Source organism: Streptomyces sp. NBC_01478 (assembly GCF_036227225.1).
In the GTDB taxonomy this organism is placed as follows: Bacteria; Actinomycetota; Actinomycetes; order Streptomycetales; family Streptomycetaceae; genus Streptomyces.
Genome location: NZ_CP109444.1, coordinates 3,741,123 through 3,765,042, shown reverse-complemented (window position 1 = coordinate 3,765,042; position 23,920 = coordinate 3,741,123). Strand labels below are relative to the sequence as shown.

Here is a 23,920-nt window from a genome sequence, read left to right as displayed (position 1 = left end):
CCTCTCGGTCCTGGTCACGACAACGTGGGGGTTCGGACACCGACACGGCCGAGTTACCTGAAGTTCATGCCCGGCGGGAACCCCTGACATGGGTTTGTACGTACTATTACCGGCCACCTATCGAAAACAATCACGAACCACAACGTCACCACGGGGGAGCTTTATGCGTCATTTCGGGCACATTGCCCCTGAGGTACGGCAGCATCTCTTCTTCCAGGAGCCGTGCGAGTTCGACGCGGACTCCCCGGCCCGGCTGCTCGCCGCGGCCCTGGGCGCCACGCTCTACAGCCCGGCCACCCGCCCCCACCTCGCCGACGACATCGTCAAGCTGGCGGGACGCGGCGTCGTGTCGATGGTGCTGTGCCTGGAGGACTCGATCGGCGACGAGGACGTCCCGGCCGCCGAGGAGAACCTGGTCCGGCAGTTCACCGAGCTGGCCGCCCGCCCGGACACCGAGCTCCCGCTGCTGTTCATCCGGGTCCGCGTGCCCGAGCAGATCCCCGATCTCGTACGCCGCATGGGCCCGGCCGTGGCACTCCTCTCCGGCTTCGTGATGCCGAAGTTCACCGAGGAGAGCGGCACGCCCTTCCTGGAGGCGCTGGCCGCCGCGGAGGCGGCGAGCGGCCACCGGCTCTTCGGCATGCCGGTCCTGGAGTCGCCCGAGCTGCTCTACCGCGAGTCGCGCGTCGAGACCCTGGAAGGCATCTCCCGCGCGGTCGACAAGTACCGCGACCGCGTCCTCGCCCTGCGCCTCGGCGTCACCGACTTCTGCTCCTCCTACGGCCTGCGCCGGGCCTCCGACATGACGGCCTACGACGTCCAGATCGTCGCCAACGTGATCGGCGACGTGGTGAACATGCTGGGCCGGGCCGACGGCACCGGGTTCACCGTGACCGGCCCGGTGTGGGAGTACTTCCGGGTCCAGGAGCGCATGTTCAAGCCGCAGTTGCGCCGCAGCCCCTTCCTGGAGGGCAAGGCGGAGGAACTGCGCGAGGCGCTGATCGAGCACGCCATGGACGGGCTGCTGCGCGAGATCGCCCTCGACCAGGCCAACGGGCTGATGGGCAAGACCTGTATCCACCCCACGCACGTGCTGCCCGTGCACGCGCTGTCCGTGGTCAGCCACGAGGAGTTCTGCGACGCGCAGGACATCCTGCGGCCGGAGCGGGGCGGCGGGGGCGTGCTGCGCTCGGCGTACACGAACAAGATGAACGAGGTGAAGCCGCACCGCGCCTGGGCCGAGCGGACCATGCTGCGCGCCGAGATCTTCGGCGTCGCACGCGAGGACGTCGGCTTCGTGGAGCTGCTCGCCGCCGGAATCCCCGGCTGAATCGCAAGGGACGCATGAACAAGGCAGTGAACGACGGGATCTGGTCGGGCAGTTGGGTCGCGGAGCGGCTCGGTGTCGAGCTCCTCGGCGACCCCGAGCTGACCGACCTCCTGGGCCTGGCCCTCCGCCGCAACCCCAAGCGGGCCCACCTCCTGGTGTCGAACGTGCTCGGCAAGCACGTCCCCCAGTCCCCGTCGATCGTCTACGGCCACGGCTTCACCCTGGGCCGACGCGTGCGCGACCTCCTGGGCCCGGACGAGTCCCGCCGGGCGGTGGTCCTCGGCTACGCGGAAACCGCGACGGGCCTGGGCCACGCGGTGGCGGACGGCATCGCCGTCGCCCCCTACCTCCACTCCACCCGCCGCCCCGTCCCCGGCGTGGCTACGGCGGGCGGCTTCGAGGAGTCCCACTCCCACGCGACCTCCCACCTCCTGCTCCCCGAGAACCCCGAACTCCTGGCCAGCGAGGGCCCGTTGGTCCTGGTCGACGACGAGTTCTCGACGGGCAACACGGTCCTGAACACCATCCGCGACCTGCACGAGCGCTATCCGCGAGACCGGTACGTGGTGGTCGCCCTGGTGGACATGCGTTCCGCTGCCGACGCCGGACGCCTGGACGAGTTCGCGGCGGAGATAGGCGCGAGGGTCGACTTGGTGGCAGCGGCATCGGGGACGGTTCGCCTGCCGGCGGGGGTGCTGGAGAAGGGGCAGGAGTTGGTGGCGCGGTACGAGACAGGGGGTGCCGGGACAGGTGGTTCGTCGGCTGCGGCGCCGTCGGGGCTGGCCGCGCAGTTCCCCGCGCCCCTGAAAACCCACCTGGACGCCAACCCCCCAGGGGCGCGGGGAACTGCGCGACCAGCCACAACGGACCCGCACCCGGCCGACAACCGCACCCGCCGAGTCGATCTCCGCTGGCCCCACAACCTCCCCGACGGCGGAAGACACGGCTTCACCCCTCAGCACCGAATACGCCTGGAAGCCGCCCTTCCGGCCATGGCAGCCCGCCTCGCCGAAGCCCTCCCGGAGGGCGCGCACCGCGTGCACATCCTCGGCTTCGAAGAGCTGATGTACGCCCCCCTCAGACTCGCCCGCGAGCTGGAGCAGGTCGTCAACGCCGGCGTCACCTACTCCACCACCACCCGCTCACCCGTCCTCGCGGTGGACGACCCCGGCTACGCGATCCGCACCCGCCTCACCTTCCCCGCCCACGACACCCCCGCCGACGGCCCCGGCGACCGCTACGCCTACAACATCGCCGGCGCCGGCTTCGACGCCGTGGTCGCGGTCGTGGACTCCCGCGCGGACACCCCCGAACTGCACGGCCTGCTCGACCAGTTGGCCGCGCACACCCCGCACGTCGTCCTCGCGGTGATCCCCTCGTACGTCCCCGAAAGGCCCCCCATGCTGCCCGAGCCCCTCCGCGGCCCCGCCTTCTCCTCGTACGCGCCCGACGAGGTCGGCTGGCTGCTCCAGGACCTCTCGGACGTGACGCTGGAGGCGCCGACCGAGGAGCGCGAGGAGGCCATCCAGAGCGGCGGCGCGCACTACGCGGAGTCGCTGCCGGTGGAGTACCAGCCCAGTGAGCAGTACCAGGAGCTGTTCCACACCGCCCTGGACGAGGCCGCCGGAAGACTCGCGCTGGCCGTAGGGGCGGTCACCGAACTGGTCCTCGCCGAGCGCTCACCGCACCCCGTGCTCGTCTCGCTCGCCCGCGCCGGCACCCCCGTCGGTGTCCTGATGCGCCGCTGGGCCCAGTACCGGCACGGTCTCGACCTGCCGCACTACGCCGTGTCGATCGTGCGCGGCCGAGGCATCGACGCCAACGCGCTGCGCTATCTCGCCGCCCACCACGACCCCGCCGACATCGTGTTCGTCGACGGCTGGACCGGCAAGGGCGCCATCACCCGCGAACTCGCCGACGCGATCAAGGAGTTCGAGGAGTCCGACGGCATCACCGGCTTCGACCCGGAGATCGCGGTGCTCGCCGACCCCGGCTCCTGCGTGAAGACGTACGGCACCCGCGAGGACTTCCTCATCCCCTCCGCCTGCCTCAACTCGACCGTGTCCGGGCTCATTTCGCGCACTGTCCTGCGCTCCGACCTGGTCGGCCCGCACGACTTCCACGGCGCGAAGTTCTACCGCGAACTCGCGGGCGTGGACGTCTCGGTGGACTTCCTGGACGCGGTGGCCGCCCGCTTCCCGGACGTCACGGATGCCGTGGCGACCCTCGCCAAGGAACTGCTGGCCGCCGACCGCACGCCAACCTGGGAGGGCTGGGCGGCAGTTGAGCGGATCAGCGAGGAGTACGGCATCCACGACGTGAACCTCGTCAAGCCCGGCGTCGGCGAGACCACCCGGGTGCTGCTGCGCCGGGTGCCCTGGAAGATCCTTGCGCGGGCCGGTGCGGGCGCCGACCTCGACCACGTCAGACTGCTCGCCGAGCAGAGAGGCGTGCCCGTCGAGGAGGTGGCCGAACTGCCGTACACCTGCGTGGGGTTGATCCACCCCAAGTACACGCGCGGTGCGACCGGTGCCGACGGCAAGGCGGTGGCGGTCTGATGCCGGTACTCGTCGCGAGCGACCTCGACCGTACGCTCATCTACTCCGCGGCCGCCCTCGCCCTGACCATGCCGGACGCGCGGGCGCCCCGGCTGCTCTGCGTCGAGGTGCACGAGAGCAAGCCGCTGTCCTTCATGACGGAGACGTCGGCCGAACTGCTTACCGAACTCGGTGACGCGGCCGTGTTCGTGCCGACCACCACCCGCACCCGCAAGCAGTACCAGCGCATCAGCCTGCCCGGCCCGGAACCGAAGTACGCGATCTGCGCCAACGGCGGCCACCTCCTCGTCGACGGCGTGACCGACGAGGACTGGCACGCCCGGGTACAAGTGAAGCTGGCCGCCGAGTGCGCGCCCCTGGAGGAGGTCCGCCGGCACCTGGCCGACTCCGCCGACCCGGCCTGGGTCCGCAAGCACCGCATCGCCGAGGACCTCTTCGCCTACCTGGTCGTGGAGCGCGAACTCCTCCCCGAGGAGTGGGTGAAGGAGCTGGCGGTCTGGGCGGAGAACCGAGGCTGGACGGTCTCCCTCCAGGGCCGCAAGATCTACGCCGTCCCCAAGCCCCTCACCAAGAGCGCGGCGATGCGAGAGGTGGCCCACAGAACCGGCGCCACCCTGACCCTGGCTGCGGGAGACTCCCTCCTGGACGCCGACCTCCTGCTGGCAGCAGACAAGGCCTGGCGCCCGGGCCACGGCGAACTGGCAGACGAGTCCTGGACGGCCCCACAGGTCACGGCCCTACCCGAGCGGGGAGTACTGGCGGGGGAGCGCATCCTCCGCGAGTTCCTCCGAGCGACGGCAACCCCCGCCCCCTAGGGGCGCGGGGCTGTATCTGATCTGCGGCTACCGCCGCGTGGGCGCGACCAGCCACAGCGGACCCGCACCCGACAACGCACAGGTCCTGCCTAGCCGCAGCACCCTCCACCACAACAACCGCCTCCGCCGCCCCCTCCGGCCGCGGGGGCGGACGTAGTACCGCCCACGGCCACGGCAGACAGAAGCTTCACGGTGTCGCCATGCCCTGCGGGGCAGTCCGCCGGCACGGAGGACTCCGCCATGGGCCGACTCAGTTCGAACGTAGATCCGCACGTGCGGCAGCGGTACTCGTAGCGAGGCATGGCCTCAGGCTAACCCCCACCTCACATGAGTACGGCACCTTGTTTTTTCATGAAGGTTTCGGCTGTGTCCTGTTCTGTCGTTTTCTTATATGGAGAACTTGCGAAGACCACTGGTAATTTGAGGGCGCCGCGTGATCTGTGAGGCCGGGGGGAACCGGGATTTGCAGTCGTGTTCACGGCAACCATTTCAGACCCTCGTACGTCAATGCGTCTGCCTGTGCGAGCAATACGGAGTGCGGAGGGGAGTCGCGTCGTGACCCACGAGGGGGACGGGGAGGAGCGCCAGGCACCGGACGAGACCATGCAGTTGAAGCTCCCCGCCGGGTTCAGGCCGGACGAGACCATGCAACTGCGGTTGTCCGATCTGGAGATCCCCCGCGCGTCGGAGATACCCGAGGGGGAGACGAAACCGGTACGGCACCGGGGCCGCAAAGCCCCCCGCCCGTCCCTCCGCACCCGTCTCTCCCGCCTCGCCGCCGCCCTCGGCCCCCGCTTCGCCCCGGTCGTCGCCCGCCTCGCCCCGGTGGTGATCTTCCTCACTCCGTACGTCCGCAGGATGCGCCCGCAGTACCCGCGCCCGGGCCGTACCGACTGGCGCCGCTGGATACCCTCCTGGCGGCAGTGGCTCGGCGGCGTGCTCGCCTCCTTCGGCCTCAGCGGACTGTTCCTGGTCGTCGCCTACGCGACCACCGACATCCCCTCGAACCTCAACTCGTACGCGACCCAGCAGGACAACGTGTACTTCTGGTCGGACGGGACGCCCATGGCCCGTACCGGCTGGGTGCAGCGGCAGGCGATGCCGCTGAAGGACATCCCCGAGGACGTCCGCTGGGCGGTGCTCGCCGCCGAGAACGAGAGCTTCTACAGCGACCCCGGCATCTCCATGAAGGGCATCGCCCGCGCCCTCTACCGCACGGTCGGCGAGGGGGACACCGAGGGCGGCTCGACGATCACCCAGCAATACGTCAAAAACGTCTATCTGACCCAGAACCAGACGGTGAGCCGCAAATTCACCGAGGCGATGATCTCCCTCAAGCTCGACAACAAGATGAGCAAGGACAAGATCCTCGAGGGCTATCTCAACACCAGTTGGTTCGGCCGCGGCACCTACGGTCTGCAGCGCGCCTCGCAGGCGTACTACGGCAAGGACGTCAGCCAGCTCAACGCGAGCCAAGGCGCCTTCCTCGCCTCGCTGCTGAAGGGCGCGGGCCTCTACGACCCGACGCTCAGCAAGGCCAACCACGCCCGGGCGGTGGCCCGTTGGTCCTGGATCCTGGACCGCATGGTGAAGATCGGCAAGCTGTCGCCGGCCGAGCGCGCCAAGTACAAGACCTTCCCCGAGCCGCTCAAGCAGTCGAAGACGTACGACACCGGAAAGCAGAGCGACTATCTGGTCGAACTGGCCACCCAGTACGTGAAGAAGACCGCGCACATCTCGGACAAGGACTTCGACCTCGGCGGCTACCAGATCTACACGACGTTCGACCGCAACCGCGAGACCGAGCTGACGGACGCCGTGAACAAGGCCCGCAAGGACGCGGTCGAGGAGGACCCCGCCAAGGCGAAGACCGCGCACTACGGCGCCTCCTCGGTGGCCTCCGACGGCCGGATCCTCGCCGTCTACGGCGGCCCCGACCACCGTACGCAGGGCTACAACGACTCCAACTCCACCACCGTCCCCGCCGGTTCGGCCTTCGAGCCGTTCGTCTATGCCGCCGCGCTGGAGCACGGGGTCACCAAGACCCGTGGCAGCCCGCCGACTTCGGTCACCCCGGACACGCTGTACGACGGGAACGACGCCGTGCCGGTCACCACACCGGAGGGGCCGTACTGGGACCGCAGCGGCAAGAAGGTGTCCGCGCACAACGAAGGCGACAAGTCCTACGGGCAGATCAGCCTGCGCCAGGCCCTCGCCCAGTCCGTGAACACCCCGTTCATGCAGCTCGGCATGGACACCGGCCTGACGACCGTACGGAAGACCGCGGAGGCGGCCGGGCTGCTGTCGTCCAGTTTCGGGGCACAGGTGCCCGCGCTGTCGCTGGGCAATGCCACGCCCAGTGCCTTGCGCATGGCGAGCGCGTACGGCACGTTCGACGCCGGGGGCGTCCACACCGAGCCGTACTCGGTCCGCCGTATCACCCGCAACGGAGCCACGGTCGCCCTGGCGCGGCCGGAGCCGAACCGGGCGATCAGCAAGGAGACCGCGCGTGAGGTGACGGAGGCGCTCACGGACTCCTTCGGCCTCGCGCATCCCACCGCCGCCAAGACCGCGGGGACCGAGGTGGCGGGCAAGACCGGCACCACCCAGGACGACACCGCCGCCTGGTACGTCGGCACGGCCAAGTCCGTGTCGACCGCGGTCGTCGTCTACCGCATCGATCTGACCAAGAGCCTGGAACCACTGCCGCTGAAGGGAGTTTCCGGCACCCCAGTCACCGACGTCCCCTACGGCATCTGGTCGAGAGCCATGACCCCGCTCGGCTGAGCTCGGCTGACCACCGCAGCGCAACCGCCACCTCCTCGCAGAATGAGCCGCCCATGAAGCCCCCGACGAAGGCGCCGTCCGGCCGCCGCCGCAGAGCCCCTGAACCGCGTCGTCGTACCCCGAAGCCGGGATTCCTCACCCTGGCCGTGTTCCTTGTCGTCGCCTCCCTGGTGACCGGGTACCTGGCGTTGAACCGGGACAACACGACGCCGACCGCGTCGGCGGGCAAGAACGCCGAGCCCAAGTCGACCAAGGAACCCGCCTGGGACGGCAAGACGAAGGTGCTGGGGGACGGCTCGACCTCGTACACGGGCCCGCAGACGGACCAGTTGAAGGCCGTACCGCTCAAGCCCGGTGAGAAACCACCCCAGTTCGTGGTCTTCTCCTGGGACGGGGCGCTGCAGGGGGACGACAAACTCTTCTCGCACTACCGGGAGATGGCCAAGGAGTACAACGCCCATATGACCTTCTTCCTCACGGGCATCTATCTGCTGCCCAAGAGCAAGAGGGACCTCTACCATCCGCCGATGCACTCGGTGGGCTCGGCGGCGATCGACTTCCCCACCGACCAGCACATCCGGGACACGCTGGAGCAACTCCGCCTGGCCTACGAGCAGGGCAACGACATCGGCACCCACTTCAACGGCCACTTCTGCGAGGCCAAGGGCGGCGGTGAGTGGAGCGTCGCGCAGTGGAAGAGCGAGATCGACCAGTTCTTCTCCTTCGTCGAGAACTGGAAGACCAACACCGGCTACACCGACATCCCGGCCCTGCCCTTCGACTTCAAGAAGGAGGTCGTCGGCGGCCGCGCCCCCTGCCTGGAGGGCCAGCCCAACCTCCTGAAGGCGCTGAAGGGTTACGGCTGGCGCTACGACGCCAGCTCCCCGGGCGACTTCCAGATATGGCCCACCAAGAAGGACGGCCTCTGGGACTTCCCGCTCGAACTGCTGCCCTACGGGGACAACATCCAGGCCCTGTCGATGGACTTCAACTTCCTCTACAACCAGTCGGGCGGCGCGACCCAGGGCGACCCCGCGAAGTTCGCCGACTGGGAGACGAAGACCGTCGACTCGTACATGGCCGGCTTCAACCGCGTCTACTACGGCAGCCGGGCGCCCCTGTTCATCGGCAATCACTTCGAGAACTGGAACGGCAGCATCTACATGAAGGCGATCGACACGATCATCCCGAAGATGTGCACCAAGAAGGGCGTGAAGTGCGTGTCCTTCAAGGAGCTGTCGGACTGGATGGACGTGCAGTCGCCGCAGACTTTGCAGCAGTTGCGCAGCCTGGACCCGGCCCAGTCGCCGGACTGGTCCACGGTGGTCAAGTGACCTCTCGGGACTGGTGAACTGACCAAGTGCAACCCCCTTCACAGGAGCCACACATGGCGTGCGAAGATGCCCTCGCCCGGTAGGCGTACCGGCGTAGAGGGGAACACCATTGAAATCCAGAAAACTGAGCCGTAAGCGGAGCCGTACGGCCATAATCTCGGCGGCCGCCGCCTCGGTCGTCGCCGGCGTCGCCCTCGTGCCCAACTGGAGCGCGGGCGCGGCCGTCGTCGACGACCCGACCGTGAACGCCGCGACCAAGGCGACCTTCCAGAAGCTGGCCGACGCGGTCTTCACCGACCGCACCCAGGCGCTCGTCCACGGGGCCACGACGAAGCAGAGCACCACGCGCTTCTCGGGCGACGTCCGCCTCTCCAGCACCCAGTCGCGCGACGAGAAGGCCGCGCTGACCCAACTGCGCGGCCGCCAGAGCAGCATCGCGAAGCTCGGCGAGACGTACAGCACGGGCAGCACCAAGGTCACGCTCGACGCGACCCGGGTCACCGGCCGTACCGCCAAGGCCGATGTCACCGAGACGACCACGCTGACGTACGCGAAGGCCACGGGGAACGAGCCGAAGACCACCGGCTTCCAGGCGCACCACGAACTGACCTTCAAGGCCGACCAGCAGGGCACCTGGCAGCTCTCCGGCATCCAGGACACCGACACCGGCGGCCTCGCCGTCAACACGGTGGCCAAGCCCGCGGTCAAGGCGTCGCCCGCCCCGGCCGACGACGGCAACACCACGCCGGACGCGCCGCGCGCGGCCACCACCCGCAACCCGGTGGCGGTCCCGAAGACGAGCACGACGTACGACTACAAGGCGATGGCGACGTACGCCGAGAAGTACTGGAACGTCTACAACACCGCCTACCCGGACTTCAACGGCCACGCGGACGGCGGCGACTGCACCAACTTCGTCAGCCAGTCCCTGAAGGCCGGCGGCTGGAAGCACGTCCCGGGCTACGTGTACGACTACACGAAGTGGTTCGGCACCGCCGACATCCAGTCGGACTCCTTCGTCGGCGTCAACGAGTGGTCCTGGTTCGCGCAGAACTCCAAGCGGACCACCCCGCTCGCCAACGTCTACCAGTTGGAGGTCGGCGACGTCCTCCAGATGGACTTCGACCGGGACGGCGCCAAGGACCACACGATGATCGTGACGGCCAAGAGCAACGGCATCCCGTACGTCACGTACCACTCGAACAACACCCTGCGCAGGTCGGTGGCGAGTCTCGTCGCGTCGTACCCGAACGCGTACTACTACGCCTACCGCACCTGAGATCCACCGCTCGGTCTTCCCGGCCCCCGGTCGCTCCGCTTCGCGACCGGGGGCCGGTCCGTGCTCAGCGCCCGGGCATCCCGCGCTCCTCGCGGATCTGGGCGACCACCCGTGCCACGGACTGCCGTACGGCTTCCGTCTCCGTCAGGAAGTGCCAGTAGTCCGGGTGGCGGCCCTCCAGCGTGGCGATCGCGCGGTCGAGGCGGGCCACGGCGTCGTCGAGCGGACGGGCGTGGCGCGGCTCGGGGTTGGTCCGCCCGGACATCGCGAGCCGCTGGGCGTCGCGGATCGCGAAGCGGGTGCGGTCGATCTCCTGCTGGGGGTCCTTCTGTACGGCGTTCAGCCGGCGCAGCCGGTCGCCGGCGGCCGACACGGCCTCGTCGGTGGTGTTCAGCAGCGCTCGTACGGTCGACAGCAGTGCCGTGGCGTCCGGCCAGCGCTGCGCGTCCCGGGCGGTCTGCGCCTCCTTCAGCTTCGCCTCGGCCTGCCGTACGTTCTCGCCGGCCTGGTCGGGCACGTGCTGGAGGTCCTGCCAGCAGGCGGCCGAGAAGCGCCGCCGCAGTTCGCTCAGCACCGGGTCGACCTGCCCGGCGCGGGTGGTCAGCGCCTGCGCGCGGGTGCGCAGCGACACCAGCCGGTGGTCGATCTCGGCGGCCCGCCCGGGCAGCCCGTCGGCCTCGGCCCTGATGGCCTCCGCCTCCCGGGCGACCTGCGTGGCCCGCTCCAGCGTCTGCGGCACGCCGTGCTGTCCGGCCCCCTGGTTCAGCTTCGTCAGCTCCGGCCCGAGCTTGGCGAGCCGCCCGGCGAGATCGTCGGCGCGCAGCCCCGACGCCCGTACGGCGTCCAGCGCGTTGCTCGCGGCGAGCAGCGCCTGCCGGGCCCGCTCGACGGCCGGCGCCAGCCGGGCCAACTGCGTCTCGGCCTTGCCGAGCAGCGGCCCGAGCCCGCTCTCGAACCGGTCCAACTCCTGCTTGACCTGGCCGAGTTGGTCCTTGGCGGCGGTCAGTTCGGTGCGGGCGCGGTTCGCGGCGGCGGCCTCCAGGTCGTCGCGGTCGAGGTCGTGCGCGTCGACGGCGTTGATGTACCGGCCGCTCGCCTCGTCGATCCGCCGGCCCAGCGCCTCGAAGTCGGTCACCGCGCGGCGGGCGGCCGGCGAGTCGTCGACCGCGGTGATGGTGTCTATCGAGATCCGCAGATCCCGCTGGGCGGTGTCCAGCTCGTAGAACGCCGCCGCGGCCGCGTCCTTCGCCGCCTGCGCCTCGGCCCGCTGACCCTCCGCCCGCCCGCCGAACCAGCGCCGGGTGCCACCGCCCGCGAACGCGGCGGGCAGGGCGAGCGCGGCGAGCAACGGCAGGCTCATCAGCGCGAGGGTGTCGAAGGCGGCACGGGCGGCGGCGGAACCGCGCCTGGACCGTGTGAGCGGCGAATACGGCTGCGCTGGTGTCGCCGTCACATCCCTCTCCCGTGTTGTCCGTCTGACCGCTGTCATTCTCCCACCGGTAGAGGACGAACACACGAGCCGGTCAGTTCGCGTTCCGCACCGTGACTTTCCCGTCGCCGGTGTGGGCGGTCACCACATGAGAACTCGACGAGTCCCGGGGGACCGACACATCCACCCCGCCGTCCCCGGTCTTGGTCGTCACGCGGTACGTCGTGCCGCCGCCCTTGGGCAACGCGATCGTCACCGACCCGTCGCCGCTGCGGGACTCCACCAGGTCCGGTACGGCGGCGAGTTCGAGACGCACGGACCCGTCACCGGTGGTCGCGTGCACCTCGCGGGACGCCACCTCGGCGCGCACGGATCCGTCCCCGCTGTGCAGCGTCAGCGGCCCGGTGGAGTCGGTGACATGGATGGACCCGTCGTGCGTACGCACGTTCAGCGCGTCCGTGAACCCCTGTGCCCGCACACTCCCGTCCCCGTCCTCCACCTTCACGGCGACCCCGCGCGGCACCTCGATCCGGTGCTTGATCGAACAGTCGGCGATCACCCCGGAACACTTCATCCGCAGCACCAGCCGGTCGCCCTTCAACGCCCAGCTCACCTTGGGATCGGAACCGATCGCCACCTTGCCCTGCCACCACCGGGTGACCTCGATCTTCCCCGCCGGGTTCGCGTCCGAGGCGACGACTTCGAGCGCCGAGTCGTCGGAGTCGATGGTGAGGGTACGGCCGGGCAGCGCGAAAGTGCGGTGATCGGGGTGCTTGTCGTCGCCGGCGGAGGCGGTGCCGCAGGCGGTGGCACCCGCGAGAAGCAGGGCGACGCCGGCGGTCGCGGTGAGGACACGGCGGGTGGTGCGGGTGCGGGTCACGGTGATTTCCCCCTGGGGCGGTCGCGGAGTCCCGATGACTCCTACGGCTCTCCTCGACCGTAGAGAGCGACGCTCCTCCGGGGCATCCGGTGCGCTCCCGGACTCGGGGTGGGGAAAACCCCCGACACGGCCCTGACCTGTCTTCCGTGCCGATACGGGTTTGCAGGACAGGCCCCCCGGCAATGTAGGCTGTCGACTCGTCCTGGGCGCGTAGCTCAGGGGTAGAGCGTCGCCCTTACAAGGCGAATGTCGGCGGTTCGAAACCGTCCGCGCCCACCAGGATAAACAGCAGTTCAGAGGCCTTCCGGGGAGATCCCCGGGAGGCCTCTTCCTGTGCTCGGAGTCCACATGGAGTCCACATCGCCCTGGAGGATGCGCCGCACGGCAGGTCGCAGCCCGCTCTCTCCCGGACTGACGAGGATGCCGGGGATGCCGAGGGCCCGCGCTCCGGCGATGTCGGCCACCGGGTTGTCACCGACCATCCAGACCCGCTCGGGACGTCCGGCCAGATCCAGGGCCGTCTCGAAGATCCGGCGGTGCGGCTTCTCCCAGCCGATCAGCGAGGAGTTGACCACGGTCGCGACATGTCCGGCGAGGCCGAGATCCCGGAGCAGGTCGTCGAGTTCCCGGACGTGGTTGCTGACCACGACGTGGAGCCAGCCGGCCGCGGTCAGTTCCGCCAGCGCGGCGACTGTGTCGGGGAAGACGGTCCAGCGGGTCGCGTCGATGTAGTGCGCCCGTACGCCCAGTGCGGCGAGGGCGGCCGGTTCGGCGGCGACGCCCGCGCCGACGTACGCCTTCACGAAGAGCGGATGAAGGGCGTCCCACCAGGCGTCAGGGGTGTTCAGGTCAGGATGCCCGGTCTCCGGCCGATGCCAGGGAAATCCGTCGCGCAACCCGGGTGCCAGGTCGGCGCGGGTCACGCCGTGACCGGGTGCGACCTCGGTCAGCGCGTCCACCAGGCACCCGCGCCACCTGCCGTCCCGGTACGCCAGGGTTCCGTCGAAGTCCCACAGCACGACGCTTCCGGTCACCCGCGGGATTCTACGGAAGGTGCCCAAGGACGCTCGCGGTTTTCGGGGGCGATGGGCAGGATGGGCTCATGACTCAACCTGGCGCCACGCCCTCGGGTTCCGTGTTGTCCCTGTGGTCGACGGACTCGGTGTTGTCGATCGGTTCGGTGGGGTCGGTGTTGTCCATCGGGTCCGTCGGGTCGAGCTTGTCCGTCGGGTCGATCGGGAGCGCGCTGTCGGTCGGGTCGATCGGCTCGGCCCTGTCGTTCGTCTCGGCCGGGTCGTGGCTGAGCACCGGGTCCGTGCTGTCCGCGCAGTCGCGCTGGTCGGTGCTGTCCTGGCGGTCGACGCGCGGCTTCCGGGCCGTCGGTGTCGGTGCCGGCGGGGTGGCGGTCGTAGGGGCTGTGACGGCCTTGATGGTGGCCCAACGGGCGCTGCGGAAGCCGTAGTCGAGGACCTGGGCCTTCGGGCAGCGCGCCGCGGGGCGGGTGGCGGGCGGGGTCAGGACCAGAACTCGTTCGACCTGTCGATGTCCTCGACGCACTCGTCCAGGTCCGTGATTTTGTCGCCGAGGATGCGGAAGACGATGCCGCCGGTTTCGTCGATGTGCTTGCCGTCGCGCTCGGCCGTGACGTGGTGGAGCGTGACCGCGTGGCCCCGGCCGTCGACGAGGACGTTGCGCAGTTCGACGCGCAGGGTGCCGTTCGTCTGGGTGAAGAGTCGGCCGTACATGTCGATGGCCGCGTCCTGGCCCTTGAAGTCGCCGGACAGCGGGTGGGTGCCGGGTACGTGGTGCGTGACGTCCGAGGACATCAGCCCGCGCAGGGTGTCCATGTCGCCGCGGACGAAGGCGTCGTAGCCCTTGCGGACGAGGAGTGCGTGCGGGTGGTCGGCCATGATCGATCGCCGCCTCTCGTGTGCTTCGGCGATGTGAGGCTCATCTCACCCATTGTCCGCCCTGTCGTCCGCCGGTGTCGTGTCGTGGGCGTGCTTCAGCCGCATCCGGCCCTCCACGCGCTCCGTCGCCGCGACCTCCGTCCAGAAACGGTGGCCGCTGACGAAGACCGCGAGTTCGTGCTCCCGCTGTCGGAGCTTCTCCACTTCGGCCTGTTCGTCGGGCGTCCAGCCGGGGGAGGCCGGGCGCTCCACCTTGCGCCAGCCGCCCGTGTCGCTGAACCCGTCCAGGGGCTCGACCGACCAGGGCAGCCGCTTCAGCAGGGCCGACAGCTCGGCCCGGACCTGATGCAGCTCCTCCTGACCGGCGAGGAGGTCACTCGGGAAGTCGTAGGTCGTAGGCACGCGCTAATGCTACGCCTGTTCGAATTTGGGTCGCGAGTTCCTTCCGGGACTTCATACGAACGAGTGTGGGCCGTGCCCTCGCCCACCGGACCGTCCCCCGTGGACCTCCGGCCGTGTCCCGGGCACGGGTCCCCGCTACCAGGTCTTCCCCGGGGAGTGTCAGTGGGCCCGCCTAGGGTGCCGGGCATGGACGAGGAACAGGTGAGGCTCCGCCCCTGGGCGGACGGTGACCTCTGGTTGCTGGAGCGGCTCAACAGCCCTGAGATGACCGTGCACTTGGGGGGTCCCGAGACCGACGAGCGGCTCGCTGCCCGGCATCGGCGGTATGTCGGGCTGGAGCAGGGCTGCATGTACCGGGTCGAGTCGGCGGCGAGCGGGGAGACCGTCGGCTCGATCGGGTACTGGGAGCGGGCGTGGCAGGGCGAGCCGGTGTGGGAGACCGGGTGGGGCGTGTTGCCCGAGTTCCAGGGGCGGGGGCTGGCCGCCCGGGCGGCCCGTGCCGTTGTGGACGTGGCGCGGGACGCCGGGCGGCACCGGTATCTGCATGCCTTTCCGGGGGTCGGCCATCACGCGTCGAACTCGGTGTGCCGCAAAGCCGGGTTCACCCTGCTCGGTGAGGTGGAGTTCGAGTACCCCAAGGGGTGCTGGATCACCTCCAACGACTGGCGGATCGACCTCCAGGGCTGACCCGCCCGTCAGTTGGCGTTCGGCGCCGCCAACTCCCTTACCAGGCTTGCCGTCACGGGTACCGGGATCCCCTGTAGCTCCGCCGCCCGCAGCAACGCCCCGCCGATCGCGTCCAGTTCGAGCGGGCGGCCCGCCTCCGCGTCGCGCTGCATCGACGACTTGGTCGCCGGAGGGAACGTGTCGTAGCGGGCCAGTGCTCCCGCCGCGTCCGACGGGCCGCCGTACGCACGGCTCACCGCCGCCGTCTCCGCCAGCAGGGCCGTCAACTCCTCGCGGTGGCGCGTGCGTACGTCGCCCAGGGGGAGGGCGATGGGGGTCCCCCCGCTCGAGCGAAGCCGAGAGTGGGGGAGGGTGGTGAGGAGGGCGAGCGGGGCGAGGAATGTCATCTTGGCCCAGAGTGCCGCCGTCTCGTCGGGCAGGACCCGGGTCCTGGGGCCGGCCGCGTTCAGTGCCGCCGCCAGTGCGTCCAGGCGTTCGCGGGGGACCGTGTCGCCCGTCAGGTCGATCTCCGCGAACGGGCTGCCGTGCTCAACCACCCCCGGGGCGACGCGAGTTGACTCGACCCTGATGATCGCGGGGGCGACCCGGGCGGGGTCGTGGCGGGCGCGCAGGTGGGCCGGGTGTTCCACGCCGTTCAGGAAGGGGACGAGGAGGCCGTCGGCCAGTGTCCTCGCCGGGACGCGGGTGAGCGCCGCGTCCAGGGCTGTCGCCTTGACCGTGATCAGGCAGGCGTCGACCGGTTCGCGGAGTTCCGTGTCCGCTTCCACCGCGGCCGTGAAGTCGCCGAAACCTTCGCTGCGGACCCGGATTCCGTTCGTACGGAGGGTGTCGGCCGTCTCCGCTCCGGCCAGGCAGATCACCCGGTGGCCGGCCCGGGACAGCAGGGCCGCGAGCAGGCCGCCCACGCCGCCGGGGCCCAGTATCGCGACCGTCAGTTCTTTGTTCGCCATGGTGCTGGTCCTTTCGTCGGTCGGCCCCGTGCGTGGTGACGGTGGCCGCCTCGGATGGATCATCGCAGGTGTGTTCGGGAGAGGGGCGGCGGTATCGCGTTCGTCGCGCGAGACTGGACGTATGTGCCGCAGCATCAAGACTCTTCGACCGCCCGCCCAGCCCGACGAGGCCACGGAGGAGGAGATGCGTGCCGCCGCGTTGCAGTACGTGCGCAAGGTCTCCGGGTTCCGGGCGCCGGCCTCGCACAACCGTGAGGTTTTCGACCATGCCGTTGAGGTGATCGCCGCGGCCACGGCGGAACTGCTCGCCGGGCTTGAAGTGCGGGGCGCTGCGCGGGAAGCCCGGTGATCAAAGTGCGGGGCGCTTCGCGGGGAGCGTGATCACAGCGCGGGCCGGTGGGGGCTGGTCGCGCAGTTCCCCGCGCCCCTAAGAGCGGTCGCCTGCGGCGCCCGGCCCTTGGGGCGCGACAGCCCCGGCGCCTCGCCCTACGGCGCGGTCGCCTCCGCCGCCCAACCTCTACGGCGCGGTCGCCTCCGCCGCCCAACCCCTACGGCGCGGCGGTCGCCTCCGTCGCCCCCGGCTGCCTCCGCATTACGAACGCCGCCCCCGCCCCCGCCCCGAACAGCGCCACCAACGACACCCCCGTCGCCAGCCACGTCGCCCCGAGCCACTGTGCGCCGAAGTAGCCGAGGGCCACGCTGTACGCCGCCCAGGACAGGCCCGCCAGGGCGGACCAGGGGAGGAAGTCCCGGGCGCGGCGGTGGGCGGCGCCCGCGCCGAGGGAGACGACCGAGCGGCCGGCCGGGGCGAAGCGGGCCAGGATGACCAGAGGGCCGCCGCCGCGGGCCAGGGCCTGGCCGAGACGTTCCTGCGCGGTGGTGAGGCGGCGGGAGCGGGAGATCGCGCGGTCGAGTCGTTCGCCGCCGAGCCAGGCCAGCCGGTACGCCACCAGGTCGCCCAGGAGGGACGCGGTGGCGGCGCACGCGATCAGCGCCAGGATGCTGGGGACCTCGTGCGGGACGGGAACGGCGTCCGCCGCCGCGCCGGTGCCCGCTGCCGCCGCCGTCGCGGCCGCGATGACCAGGACACCGCTCGGCAGGACCGGCAGGAACACATCAAGGAGGACGGACAGGGCGATCATGGCGTAGATCCATGGGCTGCCGGTCAGCGACCCCACACTCTCGAACAACGCGGCTCCCCGTGAACTCCCCCGTGGGCCGCGGCAAGGACGGCCAGTGACAGCCATACAGCGTACGCCTGGGTGGGGACAGGAGATTCACGGGGGGCACGTGTGATCCGCACAGTGTGTTCACCCGGCTGCCCCGTCCCGAGGGGCGGGGCGGGCCCGCATCCCGTAGCAACGTAAAGGGGATCCAACTACACCTGAACGTGAGGAACGGTACACATCATGGTGGCAGGCATATGCGCGGGCGCCGTCGTCGCGGCCCTCCTGGCGAGCGGCACGGGCGGTGCGGGAGCCGCCGGCGCCCCGGACGGCTACTGGATGCGGACGGACGCGCGGTTCGCGCCGGTCGGCGCCCTCGTGCCGTCGGCGGCGGTGACGTACGACAACAAGCTGGTCCCGGCCGCCGCGTGGATCGAGGTGAGTCAGCACACGGCCGTCGGCGGTGCCACGACGGTGAAGCTCCGGGTCGACGGGATGGTGCCGGGGCACGCGTACGCCGTCCATGTGCACCAGAAGCCGTGCGGCGCCGAACCGGCCGCCGCGGGCGGGCACTTCCAGCACAAGCCGTCCACCGACCCGGCCGACGTCACCGCCGACAACGAGGTCTGGCTGGACTTCACGGCCGACGAGCACGGCGCCGCCGAGTCGAGCGCCCGGCACGACTGGACCTTCCGGCAGGGCGAGGCGTCCTCCGTCGTGATCCACGACATGCCGGGCAGCAAGGTCCGCGCCGCCTGCTTCACCGTGCCGTTCGGCTGGGCTCCCTGACCTGCTGATACGTCCAGGGGCGGGCGTCGGCCGGTGACGTCCGCTCCGTCGTCGCGACCCGGAGAACCGCCCGCGCCACCGCGTCGGCGTCCGACAGCGTCACCGAGTCCACACCCGGCCGGGCGCCCGCCGCGGTCACCCAGTGCACGCCCTCCGTGGGCACCCCGAACGCGAACCGCCGTGCGTGGACGCCTCCTTGACGGTCTATCAGACGGTACGGGCGCGGCGTCACGTCCAGCCCGCCCGTCTCGTAACCGTCCACCGTGTGCGGCCGGCACCGGCCCGTCTTCAGCAGTCGGCCGAGCAGTTCGTCGGCGGTGCGGCGCACGTCCGGCTCGGGCAGGCGCGCCTCGACGAGCGTCGTCACCCACACCTCCGAGCCAGGTATCGCGGGGGAGCGCGCCACCCAGGCGCCGTCCGCCTCCCGCACCTCCAGTCGCGGCCCGAGCACCTCCACCACGCCCGCCGCCACCAGCGCGGCCAGTTCCTCGATACGGCGGCGGGGCGGGCCGATGGACAGGAACGCGTTGAGCGGGGTGTACCAGCGGTCCAGGTGGTCCCGGCGGGAGGCGCCCGCGAGGCCCCCGTGGTCGACCACCAGCCGCAGCTCGTTGCGCAGATCGCGCAGCACGTCCAGGGCCGCCTTGAGCGGGCCGTCCACATTGCCGAGCGCCGCGTGCTCGGCGTCCTCGCGCAGATACGACAACAGCCAGTCCCGCCAGGCCGCCGGGTGCGCGAGATCGCGTTCCGTGTACGGGCGGGACAGCCGGTCCCAGCTCCAGCGCTCGGCGGCCGCGACCCCGAACTCGTCGAGGATCAGGGCCTCTTGGGGATCGCGGTGGGGGACGGCCAGGAAGCGCTCGGTGAACTCCGCGGACTCTGCGAACTTCGGGCGCCGGGAACGCCGTAGCAGAGCGGTGTAGTAGACCGTCTCGGCCTCCTTCGCCACCAACGGCCATATCTCCGTGAGGAATTCGGGCGGCTCGCCCGAGTCGGCGCGTTTGCGGAACGCGGATATCGCCTCGGGGGTGAGGAGGCGGGGGGTGTGGCGGCCGTAGGGGCCCTTCGCGTTGTCGCCGCGGGCCTGGTACGGGATGCCTCGGCGTGAACCGGCGTACAGGCGGGGCTCGTTGCCCGAGGGGACGTAGCGCAGAGTGCCGTCCTCCGCGCGGACGAAACGGCCGCCCCTGCCCGTCGTCAACAGGGCGGTGTGGTCGAAGAAGTTGAGGCCCAGGCCGCGCAACAGGACTGGTTCGCCGGGGCGTACGGCGGACAGGTCGACGTCGGCCGGGTTGGCGGGCGGGAGGTGGCGCAGGCCGTGCCGGTCGGCGTGGGCGGTGAGGCGGCGCTGGGTGGCGTCCGCGGCCGTCGGGAGGTGTCCCTGCGCCAGGACCACGGCCGAAAGGGCGGACAGCGTACGGCCGTTGTCCAGGGTGAGGACCTGATGGCCGTCGGGTGTGTCGTCGAGGCGTACCGCGCGGGCCCGGTGGGTGGCGACCCGGACGGAGTCGGGCGCCTCGCGGACGGTGCGGGCGAACACCCACTCCAGATAGCGGCCGTAGTGGGCGCGGGTGGGGTAGTCGTCCGGGCCCAGTTCGGCGGGCGCCCACTCGTACAGGCTGGGGCCGGGGCGGACCGGGCCCGAGCAGTCGACGCCGGCGTCGGTGAAGAGGGTCACCTGGGAGGCCACGGTGTTCATCAGCAGCTCGGGGGACTGCGCGGAGCGCCAGACGCGGCCGGGGCCCGGGGGCGCCGGGTCGACCATGTGGACGGTGAGCCGGGCGCCGGGCGGGAGGAGTTCCGGCGCGGAGGCGCAGAGGCGTTCCAGGACGCTGGTGCCGCGCGGACCGGCGCCGACCACGGCGACGGAGACGCGGGCCGGGACGCGGGCCGGGAGGGGGGCCGGCTCGCCGTCGGACGCGTTCACTGCAGACAAAAGGGTGACTCCCGGGCGTGTGGGGGCGCGATGGAGCAGACCGCCCACCGGGAAAGCGGACGGCCCGCTTCATCATGCCCGCACCGAGGTCACGAGGGTGTGAGCGGGGACTCCTCCACGGTCTTCAGCGTCCCGTCCGCCCGCGCCTGCTCCAGTCGCAGCCGGGCCGAACGGCCGTGCAGCGTCAGGGTCATGAGCTGGTTGCCGAACCAAGGGCCGCCCTTTTTGCGCCACTTGACCGAGGGGCGGGGGCAACGGCCGTGCCGGGCGAGCCGCCGGCCCAGCCCACGGGCCACCGCGCTCCAGCCGAAGCGGAAGCCGAGCCGTATGTACGCGGGGATGGAGTTGTGGACCGGCGAGCAGGTGAGCTGGAGGACGCGGGAACTCGGTTGGCCCGTCCGCCAGTTGGGCTCCGCCACGTATGCGTGATGGACGTCCCCCGACAGCACGAGCACCGACGCCGGCGCCCCGTCCCCCGAGCCCACCTCGGCGATCAGGTCCGCCAGTTGCTCGAACGACTCCGGGAACGCCGCCCAGTGCTCCAGGTCGGCCGCGCGGCGCAGTTTCTCGCCGAACCCGGCCCAGCGGGGCCCCCGTTCGCCCCGGCACAGGGCCGCGTCCCAGGACTCGGCGTCGTGGATCAGATGCGGCAGCAGCCAGGGCAGCGAGGTGCCGATGAGGAGGTGGTCGTAGGAACCGGGGTCCGCCAGCGCCTCGGTGCGCAGCCAGTCGGCCTCGCCGGGGTCGAGCATCGCGCGATTCTGCTCGTCGAGGACGCGGGCCGCCCTGCTGTCCACCATCAGCAGCCGGACGCGGCCGAAGTCGCGCCGGTAGCTCCAGCGGACGCAGGCCGGGTCGGCGTCGGCGCGGGAGGCGAAGGCGCGGAGCTCGTCGGTGCCGTCGGGGGTGTCACGGACCGCCAAGTAGAGGGGATCGGCGGCGAGTTCGGCGGGGGAGAGGTTCCCCAGGTGTTGGTGCACCCAGTACGACATCAGCCCGCTCAGCAGCCGCTCGCGCCACCACGGGGTGTCCCGCATGTCGGCCAGCCAGGCGGCGGAGGTGTTCCAGTCGTCGATGACGTCGTGGTCGTCGAAGATCATGCACGACGGCACCGTGGACAGCAGCCAGCGGATCTCCGGGTCGAGCCAGGACTCGTAGTAGAGCCGCGTGTACTCCTCGTAGTCCGCGACCTCGCTGCCGGGCGGCTCGCGCAGATCACGGCGGGCGGACAGCCAGCGGCGGGTCGTGTCGGAGACCTCGTCGGCGTACACCTGGTCGCCCAACAGGACGAGTACGTCCGGCCGTTCGCCCTTCGGGTCGCGCGCGATGCGCGAGGCCAGCGTGTCCAGGGCGTCCGGGCCCACCGGGTCGTGGTCGTCGGCGGGCGGCGCGGCCCAGCGGCAGGAACCGAACGCGACGCGGACGGTCCCGTCGGCGTCCGGCGTGTGGATCACCGACGGCGGGAACGAGGAGTCCGGCAGCGGCCACACATGCGCGCCGTCCAGGAACACGTCGTACGGTGTCGAGGTCCCGGGCGTGAGGCCCTCCACCGGCACCAACGCGTAGTGGTGGCCCGCCACTTGGAAGGTGCGGGCGGTGCCCCGGGCGCCGTCGGCGCAGCGCACCTCGGCGGTGCACGGACGGCTCGCCTCGACCCATACGGTCGCGGACGAGCCGTCGGCGTAGCGAAGCAGTGGTCCAAGGCGCAGTCCGGCCACGGTTGATCACCTTCCTCCGTCGCCCCGTACGGTACGGAACGACGGAGGGCGGCGCCTAGATCTCCAGGGGGATCTCCCTTGGGATCAGCAGCCGCTGAGGACCGAGGTCAGCTTGGCCTTCTCGGCGGTGTCGACCGAGAGGTCGTAGTAGTACTTCACCTGGACCCAGGCACGCACGTAGGTGCAGGCGTACGAGGTGAGCGGGGGCATCCACTCGGCCGGGTCCTGGTCGCTCTTGGACTGGTTGACGTTGTCCGTCACGGCGATCAACTGAGGCCGGGTGACGTCGTTGGCGAAGGCCTGGCGCTGGGCGGTGGTCCAGTTGCGGGCACCGGAGTCCCAGGCCTCGGCGAGCGGGACGAGGTGGTCGATGTCCAGGTCGGAGGCGGCGGTCCAGGTGGCACCGTCGTAGACCGAGTACCAGCTTCCGCTGGTCGCGACGCAGGCGGAGGTGGTGACGACGTTCGTACCGTCGCGCTTGAGGACGTACTCACGGGTGTTGCAGGTGCCGCTGATCGTGATCCAGGTGGGGAACAGGTCACGGTCGTAGCCCGTCCGGACCTCGGTCGCCACGGTGAGGGAGGCGAGGTAGGTGCGGGCGGTGGCGGCGCTGACGGGGGTGGGGAGGGCCGCGGAGGCGTTCGGTCCGTTGAAAAGTGCGACAGAGGCTATGAGTCCGGTGAACGCCGCGAGTATGCTCAGTCGTCGACGCGCGTAGAACTTCGGCATACGAACTCCCTTGTGGTGTGGGGGTGTTGGAGTGCGAGCGAAGGAATGCTCGCGGTGCCGTATTGCGGGAAGGTGTGCGTCCGGTAAGAAGTTAGTGACGTGTTCATGACACAACAAGGGGTGCGGCGAGACTTTCCTCATGGGTGGGGCGGGGGGCATCTCGCGTACAGTGGACGGCGCAGAAGGGGAGTAGCTCTTCGCCGGACCGTCGACATAGTGCTCAGCTCGTTCTGAGCCGGCGCCCGGAGGCAGGCCCGACGCGTTCACGCGGTGGGGCCGGCCAGCGAGACCTTCGGTAAAGCAGTGCACCACTCGTGCCGTACGGCACGGGGACACGTGTGTGCTGCCGTGCCGAGGTGTCCGCGGACAGCAATCACACTCTCGGTGGGGCAGCCCCGACCGATTGAGGAACCTTGATCAGCATCAGCGTGACGGCGCTCGTCTTCGGCGTCGTCTTTCTCGCCGAACTCCCCGACAAGACCGCGCTCGCCGGGCTCGTCCTCGGTACCCGCTACCGCGCCTCGTACGTCTTCGCGGGCGTGGCCACCGCGTTCCTTCTCCATGTCGTGCTGGCGGTGGCGGCCGGAAGTGTGCTGACCCTGTTGCCGCAGCAGCTCGTGGCCGCGGTGACCGGCGTGCTCTTCCTGGGCGGGGCCGCGGTCCTGCTCTTCAAGAAGGGCGACGACGAGGAGGAGGTCCGCAAGCCGAAGGACCAGTCCTTCTGGAAGGTGTCCGGCGCCGGTTTCATGCTCATCCTGGTCGCCGAGTTCGGTGACCTGACCCAGATCATGACGGCGAACCTCGCGGCGCGCTACGACGACCCGTTCTCGGTCGGTCTCGGTGCGGTGCTGGCGCTGTGGGCGGTCGCCGGGCTCGGCATCGTGGGCGGAAAGGCGCTGATGAAGCGGGTGCCGCTGAAGTTGATCACGCGGATCGCGGCGGTGCTGATGCTGGCGCTGGGGGCGTGGAGCCTGTGGGAGGCGGTGGCGGGCTGAGCGGGATTGAGCGGGATTGAGCGGGCGCGGGAGCTGAACGGTGGGTGAACTGTTTCCGGGGGCGGTGGCGCGATGCCGGTCCGGTTTTGTATCGTAGGGAAACAAAGTGGCTCCCGTCCGTTTTCCCTGACCGGCGGACGGGGCCACCTTGTCCCTCCGGGGGTTGACCGGGTCGACTGGGTTGGCCCGCGTATGTCTCTTCCGTTCGTACGTCTCTCCCGTTCGT

The 23,920-nt window shown here is 70.5% G+C and carries 22 protein-coding genes and 1 tRNA gene; 12 read left to right on the top strand and 11 right to left on the bottom strand.

The window, feature by feature from the left end; all coding sequences use genetic code 11:
- Positions 1 to 163 precede the first annotated feature (163 nt).
- The 3 genes from OG223_RS16930 to OG223_RS16920 are packed head-to-tail and all read left to right on the top strand — an operon-like array spanning position 164 to position 4,703.
- On the top strand, positions 164 to 1,330 hold the full coding sequence (locus OG223_RS16930) for an HpcH/HpaI aldolase/citrate lyase family protein (RefSeq protein ID WP_329248799.1): 1,167 nt from the start codon (positions 164 to 166) through the stop codon (positions 1,328 to 1,330).
- 14 nt (positions 1,331 to 1,344) lie between these two features.
- Positions 1,345 to 3,888: a phosphoribosyltransferase gene (locus OG223_RS16925; protein ID WP_329248796.1), complete on the top strand. Its 2,544-nt coding sequence runs from the start codon at positions 1,345 to 1,347 to the stop codon at positions 3,886 to 3,888.
- A complete protein-coding gene (locus tag OG223_RS16920; protein WP_329248793.1) occupies positions 3,888 to 4,703 on the top strand; it encodes an HAD family hydrolase in 816 nt (271 codons plus the stop codon). The genes OG223_RS16925 and OG223_RS16920 overlap by 1 nt, the downstream gene beginning before the upstream one ends.
- An 89-nt stretch (positions 4,704 to 4,792) precedes the next feature.
- On the opposite strand, the gene OG223_RS16915 is transcribed toward OG223_RS16920, so the two are convergent.
- A complete protein-coding gene (locus tag OG223_RS16915; RefSeq protein WP_329248789.1) occupies positions 4,793 to 5,005 on the bottom strand; it encodes an FmdB family zinc ribbon protein in 213 nt (70 codons plus the stop codon).
- Between the two features lie 301 nt (positions 5,006 to 5,306).
- On the opposite strand from OG223_RS16915, the gene OG223_RS16910 reads away from it, so the two are divergent.
- The 3 genes from OG223_RS16910 to OG223_RS16900 all read left to right on the top strand — a co-directional run bounded on the left by OG223_RS16910 (position 5,307) and on the right by OG223_RS16900 (position 10,103).
- Positions 5,307 to 7,490, top strand: coding sequence for a transglycosylase domain-containing protein (locus OG223_RS16910; protein ID WP_443073840.1), 2,184 nt, complete (start codon positions 5,307 to 5,309; stop codon positions 7,488 to 7,490).
- A gap of 53 nt (positions 7,491 to 7,543) precedes the next feature.
- The gene (locus OG223_RS16905) at positions 7,544 to 8,824 is read left to right on the top strand and encodes a hypothetical protein (protein ID WP_329248784.1); all 1,281 of its coding nucleotides are present in this window, start codon (positions 7,544 to 7,546) and stop codon (positions 8,822 to 8,824) included.
- Positions 8,825 to 8,933: 109 nt separating this feature from the next.
- Positions 8,934 to 10,103, top strand: a complete 1,170-nt coding sequence (locus tag OG223_RS16900; RefSeq protein WP_329248781.1) for an amidase domain-containing protein — start codon at positions 8,934 to 8,936, stop codon at positions 10,101 to 10,103.
- A gap of 64 nt (positions 10,104 to 10,167) precedes the next feature.
- Here the strand turns inward: OG223_RS16900 and OG223_RS16895 are convergent, their stop codons facing one another.
- Together OG223_RS16895 and OG223_RS16890 are read right to left on the bottom strand one after the other, a co-directional pair.
- A complete protein-coding gene (locus tag OG223_RS16895; protein WP_329248778.1) occupies positions 10,168 to 11,556 on the bottom strand; it encodes a hypothetical protein in 1,389 nt (462 codons plus the stop codon).
- Between the two features lie 70 nt (positions 11,557 to 11,626).
- On the bottom strand, positions 11,627 to 12,412 hold the full coding sequence (locus OG223_RS16890; RefSeq protein ID WP_329248774.1) for a DUF4097 family beta strand repeat-containing protein: 786 nt from the start codon (positions 12,410 to 12,412) through the stop codon (positions 11,627 to 11,629).
- Positions 12,413 to 12,616: 204 nt separating this feature from the next.
- Here OG223_RS16890 and OG223_RS16885 point away from each other — a divergent pair.
- Positions 12,617 to 12,691: transfer RNA gene (locus OG223_RS16885), tRNA-Val, on the top strand.
- 14 nt (positions 12,692 to 12,705) lie between these two features.
- Here the strand turns inward: OG223_RS16885 and OG223_RS16880 are convergent.
- Positions 12,706 to 13,446, bottom strand: a complete 741-nt coding sequence (locus OG223_RS16880) for an HAD family hydrolase (protein WP_329248771.1) — start codon at positions 13,444 to 13,446, stop codon at positions 12,706 to 12,708.
- Positions 13,447 to 13,514: 68 nt separating this feature from the next.
- On the opposite strand from OG223_RS16880, the gene OG223_RS16875 reads away from it, so the two are divergent.
- The gene (locus OG223_RS16875; protein WP_329248769.1) at positions 13,515 to 13,874 is read left to right on the top strand and encodes a hypothetical protein; all 360 of its coding nucleotides are present in this window, start codon (positions 13,515 to 13,517) and stop codon (positions 13,872 to 13,874) included.
- Between the two features lie 52 nt (positions 13,875 to 13,926).
- On the opposite strand, the gene OG223_RS16870 is transcribed toward OG223_RS16875, so the two are convergent.
- Positions 13,927 to 14,322 (bottom strand): nuclear transport factor 2 family protein, encoded by a 396-nt coding sequence (locus OG223_RS16870; RefSeq protein WP_329248767.1) that lies wholly within the window; start codon positions 14,320 to 14,322, stop codon positions 13,927 to 13,929.
- Between the two features lie 45 nt (positions 14,323 to 14,367).
- Complete coding sequence (locus OG223_RS16865) at positions 14,368 to 14,724, bottom strand: hypothetical protein (RefSeq protein WP_329248765.1); 357 nt, start codon at positions 14,722 to 14,724, stop codon at positions 14,368 to 14,370.
- A gap of 186 nt (positions 14,725 to 14,910) precedes the next feature.
- On the opposite strand from OG223_RS16865, the gene OG223_RS16860 reads away from it, so the two are divergent.
- On the top strand, positions 14,911 to 15,411 hold the full coding sequence (locus OG223_RS16860; RefSeq protein WP_329248763.1) for a GNAT family N-acetyltransferase: 501 nt from the start codon (positions 14,911 to 14,913) through the stop codon (positions 15,409 to 15,411).
- 8 nt (positions 15,412 to 15,419) lie between these two features.
- Here the strand turns inward: OG223_RS16860 and OG223_RS16855 are convergent, their stop codons facing one another.
- The gene (locus OG223_RS16855) at positions 15,420 to 16,361 is read right to left on the bottom strand and encodes a ketopantoate reductase family protein (RefSeq protein ID WP_329248760.1); all 942 of its coding nucleotides are present in this window, start codon (positions 16,359 to 16,361) and stop codon (positions 15,420 to 15,422) included.
- Between the two features lie 121 nt (positions 16,362 to 16,482).
- Here OG223_RS16855 and OG223_RS16850 point away from each other — a divergent pair, with 121 nt between their 5' ends.
- A complete protein-coding gene (locus OG223_RS16850) occupies positions 16,483 to 16,710 on the top strand; it encodes a DUF2277 domain-containing protein (RefSeq protein ID WP_329248758.1) in 228 nt (75 codons plus the stop codon).
- Between the two features lie 199 nt (positions 16,711 to 16,909).
- Here OG223_RS16850 and OG223_RS16845 read toward each other — a convergent pair whose 3' ends face one another.
- Entirely contained in the window at positions 16,910 to 17,551 is a 642-nt protein-coding gene (locus OG223_RS16845; RefSeq protein WP_329248755.1) for a DedA family protein, read from the bottom strand.
- A 219-nt stretch (positions 17,552 to 17,770) separates the two neighbouring features.
- Here OG223_RS16845 and OG223_RS16840 point away from each other — a divergent pair, with 219 nt between their 5' ends.
- Positions 17,771 to 18,316 carry a superoxide dismutase family protein gene (locus tag OG223_RS16840; protein WP_329248753.1) on the top strand — a complete coding sequence of 182 codons (546 nt, stop codon included), beginning with the start codon at positions 17,771 to 17,773 and terminating at the stop codon, positions 18,314 to 18,316.
- Here OG223_RS16840 and OG223_RS16835 read toward each other — a convergent pair.
- The 3 genes from OG223_RS16835 to OG223_RS16825 form a co-directional block, all read right to left on the bottom strand.
- The gene (locus OG223_RS16835) at positions 18,288 to 20,243 is read right to left on the bottom strand and encodes an FAD/NAD(P)-binding protein (RefSeq protein WP_329248750.1); all 1,956 of its coding nucleotides are present in this window, start codon (positions 20,241 to 20,243) and stop codon (positions 18,288 to 18,290) included. The two genes, OG223_RS16840 and OG223_RS16835, sit on opposite strands and share 29 nt — an antisense overlap.
- 98 nt (positions 20,244 to 20,341) lie before the next feature.
- Positions 20,342 to 21,970, bottom strand: coding sequence for an alkaline phosphatase D family protein (locus tag OG223_RS16830; protein ID WP_329248747.1), 1,629 nt, complete (start codon positions 21,968 to 21,970; stop codon positions 20,342 to 20,344).
- 84 nt (positions 21,971 to 22,054) lie between these two features.
- Entirely contained in the window at positions 22,055 to 22,699 is a 645-nt protein-coding gene (locus OG223_RS16825) for an HNH endonuclease family protein (RefSeq protein WP_329248743.1), read from the bottom strand.
- A 413-nt stretch (positions 22,700 to 23,112) separates the two neighbouring features.
- Between OG223_RS16825 and OG223_RS16820 the strand changes: the two genes are divergently transcribed.
- Positions 23,113 to 23,694 (top strand): TMEM165/GDT1 family protein, encoded by a 582-nt coding sequence (locus OG223_RS16820; RefSeq protein ID WP_329248740.1) that lies wholly within the window; start codon positions 23,113 to 23,115, stop codon positions 23,692 to 23,694.
- Positions 23,695 to 23,920: the final 226 nt, after the last annotated feature.

Bases quoted from the DNA above. Each gene is read 5' to 3' on its own strand.
- OG223_RS16930 (WP_329248799.1), top strand. From the start codon at position 164: ATGCGTCATTTCGGGCACATTGCCCCTGAGGTACGGCAGCATCTCTTC.
- OG223_RS16925 (WP_329248796.1), top strand. From the start codon at position 1,345: ATGAACAAGGCAGTGAACGACGGGATCTGGTCGGGCAGTTGGGTCGCG.
- OG223_RS16920 (WP_329248793.1), top strand. From the start codon at position 3,888: ATGCCGGTACTCGTCGCGAGCGACCTCGACCGTACGCTCATCTACTCC.
- OG223_RS16915 (WP_329248789.1), bottom strand. From the start codon at position 5,005: ATGCCTCGCTACGAGTACCGCTGCCGCACGTGCGGATCTACGTTCGAA.
- OG223_RS16910 (WP_443073840.1), top strand. From the start codon at position 5,307: ATGCAGTTGAAGCTCCCCGCCGGGTTCAGGCCGGACGAGACCATGCAA.
- OG223_RS16905 (WP_329248784.1), top strand. From the start codon at position 7,544: ATGAAGCCCCCGACGAAGGCGCCGTCCGGCCGCCGCCGCAGAGCCCCT.
- OG223_RS16875 (WP_329248769.1), top strand. From the start codon at position 13,515: ATGACTCAACCTGGCGCCACGCCCTCGGGTTCCGTGTTGTCCCTGTGG.
- OG223_RS16870 (WP_329248767.1), bottom strand. From the start codon at position 14,322: ATGGCCGACCACCCGCACGCACTCCTCGTCCGCAAGGGCTACGACGCC.
- OG223_RS16860 (WP_329248763.1), top strand. From the start codon at position 14,911: ATGGACGAGGAACAGGTGAGGCTCCGCCCCTGGGCGGACGGTGACCTC.
- OG223_RS16855 (WP_329248760.1), bottom strand. From the start codon at position 16,361: ATGGCGAACAAAGAACTGACGGTCGCGATACTGGGCCCCGGCGGCGTG.
- OG223_RS16850 (WP_329248758.1), top strand. From the start codon at position 16,483: ATGTGCCGCAGCATCAAGACTCTTCGACCGCCCGCCCAGCCCGACGAG.
- OG223_RS16840 (WP_329248753.1), top strand. From the start codon at position 17,771: ATGGTGGCAGGCATATGCGCGGGCGCCGTCGTCGCGGCCCTCCTGGCG.
- OG223_RS16825 (WP_329248743.1), bottom strand. From the start codon at position 22,699: ATGCCGAAGTTCTACGCGCGTCGACGACTGAGCATACTCGCGGCGTTC.